This is a genomic window from Pseudomonas sp. NY5710 (assembly GCF_013305665.1).
Taxonomy (GTDB): domain Bacteria; phylum Pseudomonadota; class Gammaproteobacteria; order Pseudomonadales; family Pseudomonadaceae; genus Aquipseudomonas; species Aquipseudomonas juntendi.
The window spans coordinates 4073443-4087003 of the sequence record NZ_CP045554.1; the positions used below are offsets into that span (position 1 = coordinate 4073443).

Sequence of the window (13561 nt, forward strand, 5' to 3'; positions counted from 1 at the left end):
GCTGTCCGATGGGAGAACGTTAACCAATGTCGGGCGAGGGAAAATTGATCAGGGTCAATGGTGCCCGGACCCGGGCACACGAGGCAGGTGCAGGGTTGACCTGCGTCAAGTTTCAGCGCTTCTTCGGCTTGCCCTTGGGCTTCTTTTTCTTGCCGGTGTTCAACGGCAGGGCCTGCTCGAATGCATTGCGCATTTCGTTCAGGCGCTTTTCCTTGAGGTCATGCACGCGCTTGGCGCGTTCAGCATCGAAATCGATAAGGTTGTCTTGGCTCATGGGTGGGCTCGACGATCAACGGAGACTTGCATGATGAAGCCCGACGCCGGCGCTGACCAGCCCCGTGTCAGACTTCGATGTCCACCAGCAGCCCTTGGCGGTTGGGCTCGTCCATCAATGGCACGACCGGGACGGTATTGTCGGCGTTGACCTCGTCGCCAGGCTCGGGGTTATAGCGCCCTGCCCCACGCTGCTGGCGCCGTTGCTGCTGGCGGCGCTGCTCATCACGCAACAGCAGTGCCTGCTCTTGAGGATCGCGTTGCTGCTTGAGGTCGATGGCGGTTTCGCCGGACGCAGGCTGCGCCGGTACCACTGGCTTGATGTCAGGGGTAGGTTTGACCGGGTCCTGTTGCGAGGTCACCGGGGCGGCACTGAGCGGTATGATCGGCGGCAGCATGGGCGTTCTCCTATGCCCGCTGTATCGGCAGGCGCGGCATTACCTTGATTTCAGGCCCAGCCTTTACTCCACATCATCGTCAGGCTCGTCGTCACTGGGCGGGCTGGCTTCGCTCCAGGGGCGCTTGTAGACCTGCTGCCAGACCGCATCCATGTGGTCACGCAACACCTGCGGGGCGTGCTTGAGCGAAGCGCTGTCGGTGCGCTCGCCCCCCACCGGGTCCTCGCCTGCGGGGCTGATCAGCGACTGCCCGGTAATGGTGTAGCTGGCCTGCCCTTCACGCATTTCGATGGCGATGTCGTGGGGGTCGATACCCCCGCCGCAAAAGGCGTGACTGGCAACTGTCACTTCGGCCACGCCATCTTTGTTCAGGTCGCTGACGTCACTGACATCGGTATAGAAGTCGACATCCAGGTCCAGGCCGGGGCACGTGGTTTCCTGCTCGATCTGCCAGCGGGCCTTGAACGCATCGCTTTGCGCCGTGCGCCCGTACAAGGTGGCCTTGAGCACCACCTTGTCGACCTCCTGCTCGCTTTCCGGGTCGCTGGCCTGGCCATCGCTGCGGCTCAATACCAGCAGCCCTTCGCCATCGCGGTCGCGAAAATGCACGCTCTTGATCGGCGCCTGCACGCCCAGCACCTCAAGCTGATCGGTTGGTATAGGGGCCAAAGGCTCGAAGGTTTTCTGCTCGCAGGCACTGAGCAGCAACAGGCTGCCCACGGCCATGGAAGCGCTGATCCAGCTGTGCTTGGCAGACATGTTGGTGCGTGGCCCTCGTCGGCGGTGCGGTACAGAGCGGTGAAACGGCTAGACTGATGGCTTTCGGCACCATTAGGTGCGCTCGGCACTTTGGTCTCACCGGCCGATCCGTTAACATAATCGGCTTTTTCATCGCGGGAGTTCAGGCAGTATGGCGCAGCAGTATCAACCGGGGCAACGCTGGATCAGCGACAGCGAAGCAGAGCTCGGCCTGGGTACCATCCTGGCGCAGGATGGCCGCCTGTTGACCGTGCTCTACCCGGCCACTGGCGACACGCGCCAGTATTCCCTGCGCAATGCGCCGCTGACTCGCGTACGCTTCGCGCCAGGTGACCAGATCACCCACTTCGAAGGCTGGAAGCTGACCGTACGCGAGGTCGAGGACATCGACGGGCTGATGGTCTACCACGGCCTCGACGGGCAGAACCAGCCGCGCACCTTGCCGGAAACCCAGCTCTCGAATTTCATTCAGTTCCGCCTGGCCAGCGACCGCCTGTTCGCCGGGCAGATCGACCCTTTGTCGTGGTTCAGCCTGCGCTACAACACACTGCAGCACACCAGCAAGCAGATGCAGTCGGCGCTGTGGGGGCTGGGTGGTTGCCGCGCTCAGCCAATCGCTCACCAGTTGCACATTGCCCGCGAAGTCGCCGACCGCAGCGCGCCGCGGGTACTGCTGGCCGACGAAGTGGGCCTGGGCAAGACCATCGAGGCTGGCCTGGTCATTCACCGCCAGTTGCTGACGGGCCGTGCCAGCCGAGTACTGATCCTGGTGCCGGAGAACCTTCAGCACCAGTGGCTGGTAGAAATGCGCCGGCGCTTCAACTTGCAGGTGGCGCTGTTCGACGCCGAACGCTTCATCGAAAGCGACGCCAGCAACCCGTTCGATGACGCCCAGTTGGCACTGGTGGCCCTGGAGTGGTTGGTAGAGGACGAGAAGGCCCAGGATGCGCTGTTTGCTGCCGGCTGGGACCTGATGGTTGTCGATGAGGCTCATCACCTGGTCTGGCACGAGGACCAGGTCAGCGCCGAATACGCCCTGGTCGAGCAACTGGCCCAGGTGATTCCTGGCGTACTGCTGCTTACCGCTACCCCTGAGCAGCTTGGCCAGGACAGCCACTTCGCTCGCCTGCGCCTGCTCGACCCCAACCGTTTCCATGACCTGGCCGCCTTCCGCGCCGAAAGCGATCACTACCGCCCGGTCGCCGAAGCCGTGCAGGAGCTGCTCGACGAAGGCCGTCTGTCGCCGAAGGCACACGCCACCATCCAGGGCTTCCTGGGGGCTGAGGGCGAAGCGCTGCTGGCCGCGGTCAGCGATGGCGATACCCAGGCCAGCGCGCGGCTGATCCGTGAGCTGCTCGACCGCCACGGCACCGGCCGGGTGCTGTTCCGTAACACCCGCGCGGCGGTCCAGGGCTTCCCGGAGCGCCAACTGCACCCTTACCCGGTGGCCATGCCCGAGCAATACCGCGAGCTGCCGCCAGGCGAGAAAGCCGAGCTGTACCCAGAGGTCGCCTTCCAGGCACAGGGTGACAGCACCGACGACGCGCGCTGGTGGCGTTTCGACCCAAGGGTCGACTGGTTGATCGACACCCTGAAAATGCTCAAACGCACCAAGGTGCTGGTCATCTGTGCCCACGCCGAAACCGCCATGGACCTGGAAGACGCCCTGCGCGTGCGCTCCGGCATTCCGGCCTCGGTGTTCCACGAGGGCATGAGCATTCTGGAGCGCGACCGGGCGGCAGCCTACTTTGCCGATGAAGAGTTCGGCGCTCAGGTGCTGATCTGCTCCGAGATCGGCAGCGAAGGCCGCAACTTCCAGTTTTCGCACCACCTGGTGATGTTCGACCTGCCGGCCCACCCGGACCTGCTGGAACAACGTATCGGTCGTCTGGACCGTATCGGCCAGAAGCACACCATCCAGTTGCATGTGCCCTACCTGCAGGGCAGCCCGCAGGAACGCCTGTTCCAGTGGTACCACGAAGCGCTCAACGCGTTCCTCAACACCTGCCCGACCGGCAACGCCCTGCAACACCAGTTCGGCCCACGCCTGGTGCCGCTGCTCGAAGGCGGCGACAGCAAGGCCTGGGACAGCCTGGTGGCCGACGCCCGTCACGAACGCGAACGCCTGGAAGCCGAACTGCACACCGGCCGCGATCGCTTGCTGGAGCTGAACTCGGGCGGCGCGGGTGAGGGCGAGGCGCTGGTCGAAGCCATCCTCGAGCAGGACGATCAGTTCGCCCTGCCGATCTACATGGAAACGCTGTTCGACGCCTTTGGCATCGACAGCGAAGACCACTCCGAAAACGCCCTCATCCTCAAGCCGAGCGAAAAAATGCTCGACGCCAGCTTCCCGCTGGGCGACGACGAAGGTGTGACCATTACCTACGACCGCGCCCAGGCGCTGTCGCGCGAAGACATGCAGTTCCTGACCTGGGAACACCCGATGGTGCAAGGCGGCATGGACCTGGTGCTGTCCGGCTCCATGGGCAATACTGCCGTCGCCCTGATCAAGAACAAGGCGCTCAAGCCCGGTACCGTGCTGCTCGAACTGCTGTTCGTCAGTGAGGTGGTGGCACCGCGAAGCCTGCAACTGGGCCGTTACCTGCCCCCAGCGGCGCTGCGCTGCCTGCTTGATGCCAATGGCAACGACCTGGCCTCGCGCGTGGCCTTCGAAACGCTCAACGACCAGCTTGAAAGCGTGCCACGGGCCAGCGCCAACAAGTTTGTCCAGGCGCAGCGCGACGTGTTGGCCAAGCGCATCAGCGGTGGCGAAGAGAAGATCCTGCCGACCCACATCGAGCGTGTGGCCGAAGCCCAGCGCCGCCTGGCTGCGGAGGCCGACGAAGAACTGGCGCGCCTGCTCGCTTTGCAAGCGGTAAACCCAAGCGTGCGTGACAGCGAAATCGACGCCCTGCGCAAGCAGCGCGAAGAGGGCCTGGTAATGCTGGAAAAAGCTGCGCTGCGCCTGGAGGCCATTCGTGTACTAGTCGCCGGCTGACGCCGAACCAGCACCGCTTGCCCGCGAAAACCGGCGTATCCGGTGCCTGGCAACGTGCCAGGCACGTCGCGGGCATGCTGCCCTTGAGTAGTTGCCATATTTCCGACAGCGATTAGGTTGATAACCAAATCGTAGAGATCAATGTGCCATTATCCAGGAAGGGTTAAACACTTGTTCCTATACTGCCTCTGGGCAGTCTGCACAGGGTTGTAGCGCAGACGAGTGAAAACTCGATCGAGAGGCATTCCATGGAGTGGCTGGGGCTGCAACTGTTCGCCGACCTGCCGGCAACCGGACGTATCCTGCTCGATTGTCGACATGAGCCGCTGTTGGTGCTGCTCGCCTACCTAGTAGCCTGCGCAGGCTGTTTCGCCACCCTCGACATGGCCGAACGCCAGTCCCACAGCGAAGACCCTAACGCCCACCGGCAATGGAACGTACTGGGCGCCTGCTGCCTGGCCGGCGGCATCTGGGCCATGCATTTCATCAGCATGCTGGCCTTCCAGGCGTCTGTCGAAGTGCACTACGACCTGGCGCTGACCATCCTTTCCCTGTTCATTGCCCTGGCGGTTGCCTGGCTGGCCATGCGCAGCCTCGATCGCAAGGACATGCGCACGCCACACATCGTGCAAAGCGCGGTACTGATCGGCATGGGCATCGTCCTCATGCACTTTGTCGGCATGGCCGCGATGCAAACCGGCGCCCGGCAGTACTACCAGACCGGCCCGCTGCTGGGCGCTGCCATCATCGCCCCGCTGACCAGCCTGATGGCATTGTACCTGGCGCGCTATTTTCGCAATGGCAGCGGCACGCTGTACCAGGCCGCGAAGTACGGCGCCAGCCTGCTGATCGCCGCTGGCATGGTGGCTACCCATTTCATGGCGATGTCGGGGATGACCCTGGTCATCCCCAGCGATACGGCACTGCGCTTGCCGTCTGGCGAAAACAGCCTGCAACTGGCGCTGGGCATCGGTTTCATCACCTTGCTGATCAGCGGTGCCAGCATCAGTGCGGCCCTGGCTGACAAGAAGTTGCAAAGCAAGGAGCATGACCTGCGCCGGGTCAGCGTACTGCTCAGCGAACTGGACCAGGCCCGCGCCTCGCTGCAGCAGGCAGCGCACTACGATGCACTGACCAACCTGGTCAACCGCCGTGGTTTCAACCAACTGTTCGCCGAACGCCTGGCCGAGCACCTGGCCAGCGAAAGCCGTCTGGCGGTGATGTTCCTGGATATCGACCATTTCAAACGCATCAATGACAGCCTTGGCCACCACGCCGGCGATGAACTGCTCAAGGTCATCGCCAACCATATCAAGGCCGCGACCCGCAGCCAGGACCTGGTGGCACGCTTTGGCGGCGACGAGTTCTGCGTGGTCACCAGCCTCAACAGCCGCGACGAAGCCCGCCACCTGGCCCAGCGCATCATGCAACGCATGAAGGACCCCATCGAGCTTTGCGGCAGGCGCATGGTGATGACCACCAGTATCGGGGTCAGTATCTTTCCGGATGATGGCAGCAACGCCGAAGAGCTGCTCAAGCATGCGGACCTGGCCCTGTACCAGTCCAAGGACAACGGCCGCAACAGCCTGAATTTTTTCAATGACAGCCTCAAAGCACGCGCCTCGATTGCCCTGCAACTGGAAGAGGAGTTGCGACTGGCGTTGCTGGAGGAGCGCGGCCTGTGCGTGCATTACCAGCCGATCTTCGACCAGCGCACTGGGCGGGTGGCCAAGCTGGAAGCCCTGGTACGCTGGCAGCACCCCCAGCATGGTCTGCTTGGGCCCGACCGGTTCATCGGCATAGCCGAAGCCAACGGTCTGATCGTCGACCTGGACTTGTGGGTGTTACGGCACGCCTGCTCCGACCTGGCCCAGCTGCAGCACGGCGGTCACGGCGAACTCAAGGTCACGGTCAACTGCTCGGCGGTGACCCTCAGCCATGACGAACTGCCCAACGAGGTGGAAACAGCCTTGTTCCACGCCGGTGTTTCAGCGCACCAGCTGGAGCTGGAAGTCACCGAAAACGCCTTGATGGGCGATATCCAGCGCACGGTCAACCTGCTCAAACGGGTCCGTGCCCTGGGCGTCGCCCTGTCGATCGACGACTTCGGCACCGGCTACTCGTCCCTGGCCTACCTCAAGCACCTGCCTCTGGACGTGCTGAAGATCGACCGCACCTTCCTGCAAGGCGTGCCGGCCAGCCAGAAGGACCGTGAAATTGTCCAGGCTATCATCGTGATGGCGCATACCCTGCACTTGCAAGTGGTCAGCGAAGGCGTGGAAACCGAGGAGCAGCAGGCGTTTCTGGCAGACCACGCCTGCGATTACCTGCAAGGTTTTCTGCTCGGGCGGCCAATGCCCTGGGCCGAGCTGCAACCCATGCTGGACCGGCTGCAGCGCACCCGCGTGGTGCTTACCCCTTGCTGCGATACAGCGTTACCAGGGTCGCCGGATCTTTATGCAGGTAACCCTGGCTACCGTGCAGGCGCATCAGTTGCGCGGCGAGGCCACTGAGCGGTGTTGCCGAACCCTGCTCACGCGAGAACTTGACCGCGCCGTCCAAGTCCTTGAGCAAAGTGCGAACGTGCCATTTGACCGGCTCGAAGCGGCTCTCGGCCATTTGCGGTGCCAGGATCTGCAACGGTCTGGAATCGGCAAAACCACCGGCCAACGCCTCGGCCAGCAGCGTGGCGTCCACCCCGGCCTGCTCGGCCAAGGCCACCACTTCGGCAATCACCAGCGCATTGCAGGCGACGATCATCTGGTTGCACGCCTTGGTCACCTGGCCCGCGCCCACCGCCCCCATGTGCGTGACACGCTGGCCCAGCACCTCCAGTACCGGCTGAGCGCGCTGCAGGTCCGCCGCTTCGCCACCGACCATGATCGCCAGTGTGCCAGCTTCGGCACCGGCGGTGCCGCCTGACACTGGCGCATCGAGCCAGGCCATGCCGCACAGTGCTGCCAGCTCGGCCGCCATTTCGCGGGTGGCAGTGGGCTCCAGGCTCGAGCAGTCGATCAGCAACTGGCCACCGCGGCCACCCTCGGCAACGCCTTGCTCGCCAAACACCACCTCACGCACCACAGCCGTGTCGGCCAGGCACAACAACACCATGTCGCTGTCACGGCACAGTTCGGCCGGGCTGCGAGCCAGGCGAGCACCGGCGTCGACCAGCGCGGCACACTTGTCCGGGCTGCGGTTCCAGATCGTCAGCGGATAGCCCGCAGCCAGCAACCGGCGACACATGGGCAAGCCCATCAGGCCAATGCCGGCAAAACCAAGTGAAGGTAGTGCAGTGTTCATCAATGACTCCCGTCAGATTCGATATCGAGCTGGGTTGCGGGGCAACCTCATTACGCATCCCGTAAACTGTTACCGCCACGCCGAATTGTTACTTACCTCCACCCGCCTTGAGCAGCAGCGAGCACCAAAACGAGACAAGTGCGCATTTTTACGCACCAAAAAAGATCACGCCTGGTCAGCACGCTTCGCCTGGATCACGATGAACGGCGACACCACCACTGCCCATATCTCTGGATCGCGGCTTTGCAGGTCCAGGGCCTGCTCTGCCGAGACGGGCCCCACCGTGCCATCACTACGCCATTTGGCGAAGATTTCACTGCGGTTCTCGGCCATTGCCTCAGCCACAGCGATCAGATCCAGGCTGGGGTCGACCCAAATCAGGTCACCCTTTGCCCAGAAACGCTCCAGCGCTTTCCACTCGATGATTGCAGTCTCGCCAAGCAATTTGGCATAGAGGGTGCTTGTTTGATCGGTCATGGGTGGTATCCGCAAAAATCGCCAATAAAAAAAGGTCGGCATTTTTGCAGAAAAACCCGGTTTCAAATATGTAATTTGGTCGATTGGCCCCGAATTTGTGGGCTGAAAGCGCAGATGCAGGCAGTTTGATGGCGCCTTTCTGTATCTTTCTTTCGATCAAGCGACAACCCAGGAAGCAGGCACTTTTTGACCGCTTTTCAAGCGATCCGACAGCGCTCTACACTGTACCGGTACAGTTCCGGGACATGTTCCGGGGGAAAGGTGGGCTTGCGCGTTGGCATGGCCACGCCGCAAATCCCGCCCGGTCTGTAGCCCTGGCCGCCAGGACTATAAGAATTACAACAGAATGAGTGGAGCACTATGATCAAGATTTCCAAGCTGTTCGCCGCGATGGTACTGGCCGGGGTAGCCAGCCATTCGTTTGCCGCCGATACCATCAAGATCGGCATCGCCGGCCCCAAAACCGGCCCTGTGACCCAGTACGGCGACATGCAGTTCATCGGCGCCAAGCAAGCCATCAAGGATATCAACGCCGCTGGCGGCGTCGATGGCAAAATGCTTGAGGCCAAGGAATACGACGACGCTTGCGACCCCAAACAGGCCGTTGCAGTCGCCAACAAGGTGGTCAACGACGGCGTCAAGTTCGTCATCGGCCACCTGTGCTCCAGCTCCACCCAGCCGGCATCGGACATCTACGAAGACGAAGGCGTGATCATGATCACCCCGGCCGCCACTTCGCCGGAAATCACTGCCCGTGGCTACAAGCTGATCTTCCGCACCATCGGCCTGGACAGCGCCCAAGGCCCGGCGGCCGGCAACTACATCGCCGATTTCGTCAAACCGAAAGTGGTAGCGGTACTGCACGACAAGCAGCAGTACGGTGAAGGCATTGCCACCGCGGTCAAGCAGACCCTGGAGAAAAAAGGCGCCAAGGTCGCCGTGTTCGAGGGCCTGAACGCCGGTGACAAGGACTTCTCCTCGATCATCCAGAAGCTCAAGCAGAACAACGTCGACTTCGTCTACTACGGCGGCTACCACCCAGAGCTGGGCCTGATCCTGCGCCAGGCTCAGGAAAAAGGCCTGAAAGCCAAATTCATGGGCCCGGAAGGCGTGGGCAACGACTCCATCTCGCAGATCGCCCAGAACGCCTCCGAAGGCCTGCTGGTCACCCTGCCGAAATCGTTCGACGCCGACCCTGCGAACAAGAAGATCGTCGACGCCATCAAGGCTGACGGCAAGGACCCAAGCGGCCCGTTCGTATTCCCTGCCTACTCGGCTGTGGAACTGATCGCCCAAGGCATCAAGGCCGCCAAGTCCGAAGACACCGACAAGGTGGCCGAGGCCATCCACGCCGGCACCTTCAAAACCCCGACCGGCGAGCTGTCCTACGACGCCAAAGGCGACCTGAAAGACTTCAAGTTCGTGGTCTACGAATGGCACTTCGGCAAGCCGAAGACCGAAGTCTCCCCTCAGTAACTGCGTGACTAATAGCTGACCTAGGAGCCCACTGTGCGAGCAGTGGGCTTTGTTTTACGAGGTTCATGGGCCTGGCCCCCGCGATCCGGGGGCGGGCTCACCTGAAAATCTTAAAACCGTCACCCGCGGTTTCCTGGCCTTACCCTCGCCAGCGAAATGCAAATCAGGTTTTTAGGAGCGCTGTAATGCCTGAGATCTACCATTTCTTCCAACAACTGGTTAATGGATTGACCATCGGCAGCACCTATGCCTTGATCGCCATCGGTTACACGATGGTGTACGGCATCATCGGCATGATCAACTTCGCCCACGGCGAGGTGTACATGATCGGTTCGTATGTGGCCTTCATCGCCCTGGCGGGCCTGGCCATGATGGGCATCCACTCGCTGCCCATCCTGATGACCGTTGCCTTCGTCGCGACGATCTTCGTCACCAGTGCCTACGGTTACAGCATCGAACGGGTTGCCTACCGCCCCCTGCGCAACAGCAACCGCCTGATCCCGCTGATTTCCGCGATTGGTATGTCGATCTTCCTGCAGAACACGGTCTTGCTGTCGCAAGACTCCAAGGACAAGTCCATCCCCAACCTGATCCCCGGCAGCTTCTCGTTCGGGCCAGGTGGCGCGGAGGAGGTACTGATCAGCTACATGCAGATCCTGGTGTTCGTGGTCACCCTGGTGGCCATGACCCTGCTCACACTGTTCATCTCCCGTTCCCGCCTGGGTCGCGCCTGCCGCGCCTGCGCCGAGGACATCAAGATGGCCAACCTGCTGGGCATCAACACCAACAACATCATCGCCCTCACCTTCGTCATCGGTGCCGCCCTGGCAGCCGTGGCGGCCGTACTGCTGAGCATGCAGTACGGGGTGATCAACCCCAACGCCGGCTTCCTGGTGGGCCTGAAGGCCTTCACGGCGGCGGTACTGGGTGGCATCGGCAGCATCCCGGGCGCCATGCTCGGCGGGCTGGTGCTGGGCGTGGCCGAAGCGTTCGGCGCCGATATCTTCGGTGACCAGTACAAGGACGTCGTGGCATTCGGCTTGTTGGTTCTTGTCCTGCTATTCCGGCCGACCGGCATCCTGGGCCGCCCGGAGGTTGAAAAAGTATGAACAGAAATCTCAAACAGGCGTTCTTCAGCGCCTTGCTGGTCTGGGCCGTGGCCTTCCCGGTGCTGGGCCTGAAACTGAGCATCGACGGCATCAGCCTGGTCGTGCACAGCCAAGGCACGTTCACCATCAGCATCATTGCCGTGTGTTCGCTACTGATGTTCCTGCGGGTACTGTTCGACCGGCAGTGGAGTGCGGTGATGGGCCGCCGTTCGGACCGCAAACTGATCCCACCGGCGGTCAGCAACTACCTGACCCTGCCGAAAACCCAGCGCTACGTGATCATGGGCCTGATCGTCGCCGCATTGGTGTGGCCGTTCTTTGGTTCACGCGGCGCGGTCGACATTGCCACGCTGATCCTGATCTACGTGCTGCTGGGCCTGGGCCTGAACATCGTGGTTGGCCTGGCGGGCCTGCTCGACCTGGGTTACGTGGGTTTCTACGCCGTCGGCGCCTACAGCTACGCCATGCTGTCGCATTACCTGGGGTGGAGCTTCTGGGTATGCCTGCCGATCGCCGGCCTGATGGCCGCCACCTTCGGCTTCCTGCTCGGCTTCCCGGTGCTGCGCCTGCGCGGCGACTACCTGGCGATCGTGACGCTCGGCTTCGGCGAGATCATCCGCCTGTTCCTGCGTAACCTCACCGACTGGACCGGCGGCCCCAACGGCATCAGCAACATCCCCAAGCCGGAGTTCTTCGGCCTGACCTTCGAACGCCGTGCCGCCGAGGGCATGCAGACCTTCCATGAGTTCTTCGGCCTGCCGTACAACTCGATCAACAAGGTCATCTTCCTCTACCTGGTGGCCCTGCTGCTGGCCCTGCTCGCACTGTTCGTCATCAACCGCCTGCTGCGCATGCCGATCGGCCGCGCCTGGGAAGCCCTGCGCGAAGACGAGATCGCCTGCCGTGCACTGGGCCTCAACCCGACGGTGATCAAGCTTTCGGCGTTCACCCTGGGTGCCTGCTTCGCCGGTTTCGCTGGCAGCTTCTTCGCTGCGCGCCAAGGCCTGGTGACGCCGGAGTCGTTCACCTTCATCGAGTCGGCGATCATCCTCGCCATCGTCGTGCTCGGCGGTATGGGCTCACAGCTGGGCGTGATCCTCGCGGCCATCGTGATGATCCTGCTGCCAGAGCTGATGCGAGAGTTCAGCGAATACCGGATGCTGATGTTCGGTGCGCTGATGGTGTTGATGATGATCTGGCGTCCGCAAGGCCTGCTGCCTATGCAACGTCCACACATGGAGCTGCGTCGATGAGCCGCGAAATTCTGCAAGTCAGCGGCCTGAGCATGCGCTTCGGCGGCTTGTTGGCGGTCAACGGCGTGGGCCTGACCGTCAAGGAAAAACAGGTGGTGGCACTGATCGGGCCGAACGGCGCCGGCAAGACCACGGTGTTCAACTGCCTGACCGGCTTCTACAAGCCCAGCGGCGGCACCATCCTGCTCGATGGCCAACCCATCCAGGGCCTGGCCGGGCACCAGATCGCCCGCAAAGGCGTGGTGCGCACCTTCCAGAACGTGCGCCTGTTCAAGGAAATGACCGCGCTGGAAAACCTGCTGATCGCCCAGCACCGTCACCTCAACACCAACTTCTTCGCCGGCCTGTTCAAGACCCCGAGCTTCCGCCGCAGTGAAAAGGAGGCCATGGAGCGCGCGCAGTACTGGCTGGAAAAGGTCAACCTGACCGAGTTCGCCAACCGTACCGCCGGCACCCTGGCCTACGGCCAGCAGCGCCGCCTGGAAATCGCCCGCTGCATGATGACCCAGCCGCGCATCATCATGCTCGACGAGCCGGCAGCTGGCCTGAACCCCAAGGAAACCGAAGACCTCAAGGCCCTGATCGCCTACCTGCGTGAGTCGCACAACGTTACCGTGCTGCTGATCGAGCACGACATGAAGCTGGTGATGAGCATTTCCGACCATATTGTGGTCATCAACCAGGGCACCCCCCTGGCCCACGGCACGCCGGAGGAAATCCGCGACAACCCTGATGTGATCAAAGCCTACCTGGGGGAAGCGTAAATGCTGAAGTTCGAGAACGTTTCCACCTTCTACGGCAAGATCCAGGCACTGCACAGCGTCAACGTGGAGATCAACCAGGGCGAGATCGTCACCCTGATCGGTGCCAACGGGGCCGGCAAGTCGACCCTGCTGATGACCCTGTGCGGCTCACCCCAGGCGCACAGCGGCAGCATCAAGTACCTGGGTGAAGAACTGGTCGGCCAGCCGTCCTCGCACATCATGCGCAAGAGCATCGCGGTGGTACCGGAAGGCCGCCGCGTGTTCGCCCGCCTGACTGTCGAGGAGAACCTGGCGATGGGTGGTTTCTTCACCGACAAAGGCGACTATCAGGCGCAGCTGGACAAAGTCCTGCAGTTGTTCCCGCGCCTCAAGGAGCGCTACTCACAGCGTGGCGGCACCATGTCGGGTGGCGAGCAGCAGATGCTCGCCATTGGCCGTGCGCTGATGAGCAAGCCCAAGCTCCTGCTGCTCGACGAACCCTCGTTGGGTCTGGCGCCAATCATCATCCAGCAGATCTTCGACATCATCGAACAGTTGCGCCGCGACGGCGTAACGGTGTTCCTGGTGGAACAGAACGCCAACCAGGCGCTGAAGATTGCCGACCGGGCATATGTGCTGGAAAACGGCCGGGTGGTGATGCAAGGTACTGGGGAAGCCTTGTTGACCGACCCGAAGGTGCGCGACGCGTATCTGGGTGGCTGATTGTGGAAAGGGCCTTCACAGGCCCTTTTTTCTGTCTGCAAGGAACGTGTCG

The 13561-nt window shown here is 62.2% G+C and carries 12 protein-coding genes; 7 read left to right on the forward strand and 5 right to left on the reverse strand.

Going from position 1 to position 13561, the window contains the following annotated elements:
• Positions 1–112: 112 nt before the first annotated feature.
• The 3 genes from GEV39_RS18825 to GEV39_RS18835 form a co-directional block, all read right to left on the reverse strand.
• Positions 113–274, reverse strand: a complete 162-nt coding sequence (locus GEV39_RS18825; protein ID WP_009684626.1) for a hypothetical protein — start codon at positions 272–274, stop codon at positions 113–115.
• A 67-nt stretch (positions 275–341) separates the two neighbouring features.
• Positions 342–671 carry a hypothetical protein gene (locus GEV39_RS18830; protein WP_009684625.1) on the reverse strand — a complete coding sequence of 110 codons (330 nt, stop codon included), beginning with the start codon at positions 669–671 and terminating at the stop codon, positions 342–344.
• Between the two features lie 63 nt (positions 672–734).
• Complete coding sequence (locus GEV39_RS18835; protein WP_173890814.1) at positions 735–1430, reverse strand: M949_RS01915 family surface polysaccharide biosynthesis protein; 696 nt, start codon at positions 1428–1430, stop codon at positions 735–737.
• A gap of 151 nt (positions 1431–1581) precedes the next feature.
• On the opposite strand from GEV39_RS18835, the gene rapA reads away from it, so the two are divergent.
• Both rapA and GEV39_RS18845 read left to right on the forward strand, forming a co-directional pair.
• Complete coding sequence (rapA, locus tag GEV39_RS18840; RefSeq protein WP_173890815.1) at positions 1582–4428, forward strand: RNA polymerase-associated protein RapA; 2847 nt, start codon at positions 1582–1584, stop codon at positions 4426–4428.
• 248 nt (positions 4429–4676) lie between these two features.
• Complete coding sequence (locus GEV39_RS18845) at positions 4677–6941, forward strand: putative bifunctional diguanylate cyclase/phosphodiesterase (RefSeq protein WP_173890816.1); 2265 nt, start codon at positions 4677–4679, stop codon at positions 6939–6941.
• Here GEV39_RS18845 and GEV39_RS18850 read toward each other — a convergent pair.
• On the reverse strand, positions 6841–7728 hold the full coding sequence (locus tag GEV39_RS18850) for an NAD(P)-dependent oxidoreductase (RefSeq protein WP_173890817.1): 888 nt from the start codon (positions 7726–7728) through the stop codon (positions 6841–6843). The two genes, GEV39_RS18845 and GEV39_RS18850, sit on opposite strands and share 101 nt — an antisense overlap.
• 165 nt (positions 7729–7893) lie before the next feature.
• The gene (locus tag GEV39_RS18855) at positions 7894–8205 is read right to left on the reverse strand and encodes a DUF2288 domain-containing protein (protein ID WP_161892842.1); all 312 of its coding nucleotides are present in this window, start codon (positions 8203–8205) and stop codon (positions 7894–7896) included.
• A gap of 360 nt (positions 8206–8565) precedes the next feature.
• Here GEV39_RS18855 and GEV39_RS18860 point away from each other — a divergent pair, with 360 nt between their 5' ends.
• The 5 genes from GEV39_RS18860 (at position 8566) to GEV39_RS18880 (ending at position 13509) form a co-directional block, all read left to right on the forward strand.
• Positions 8566–9681, forward strand: a complete 1116-nt coding sequence (locus GEV39_RS18860) for a branched-chain amino acid ABC transporter substrate-binding protein (RefSeq protein ID WP_173890818.1) — start codon at positions 8566–8568, stop codon at positions 9679–9681.
• Positions 9682–9866: 185 nt separating this feature from the next.
• A complete protein-coding gene (gene livH / locus GEV39_RS18865) occupies positions 9867–10790 on the forward strand; it encodes a high-affinity branched-chain amino acid ABC transporter permease LivH (RefSeq protein ID WP_008097482.1) in 924 nt (307 codons plus the stop codon).
• Positions 10787–12043, forward strand: coding sequence for a high-affinity branched-chain amino acid ABC transporter permease LivM (locus tag GEV39_RS18870; RefSeq protein ID WP_009684618.1), 1257 nt, complete (start codon positions 10787–10789; stop codon positions 12041–12043). The genes livH and GEV39_RS18870 overlap by 4 nt, the downstream gene beginning before the upstream one ends.
• Positions 12040–12807 (forward strand): high-affinity branched-chain amino acid ABC transporter ATP-binding protein LivG, encoded by a 768-nt coding sequence (gene livG, locus GEV39_RS18875; RefSeq protein WP_013973920.1) that lies wholly within the window; start codon positions 12040–12042, stop codon positions 12805–12807. Before GEV39_RS18870 ends, livG begins: the two co-directional genes overlap by 4 nt.
• The gene (locus GEV39_RS18880) at positions 12808–13509 is read left to right on the forward strand and encodes an ABC transporter ATP-binding protein (protein WP_009684616.1); all 702 of its coding nucleotides are present in this window, start codon (positions 12808–12810) and stop codon (positions 13507–13509) included. It begins immediately after the preceding gene.
• The last annotated feature ends 52 nt before the right edge of the window (positions 13510–13561 follow it).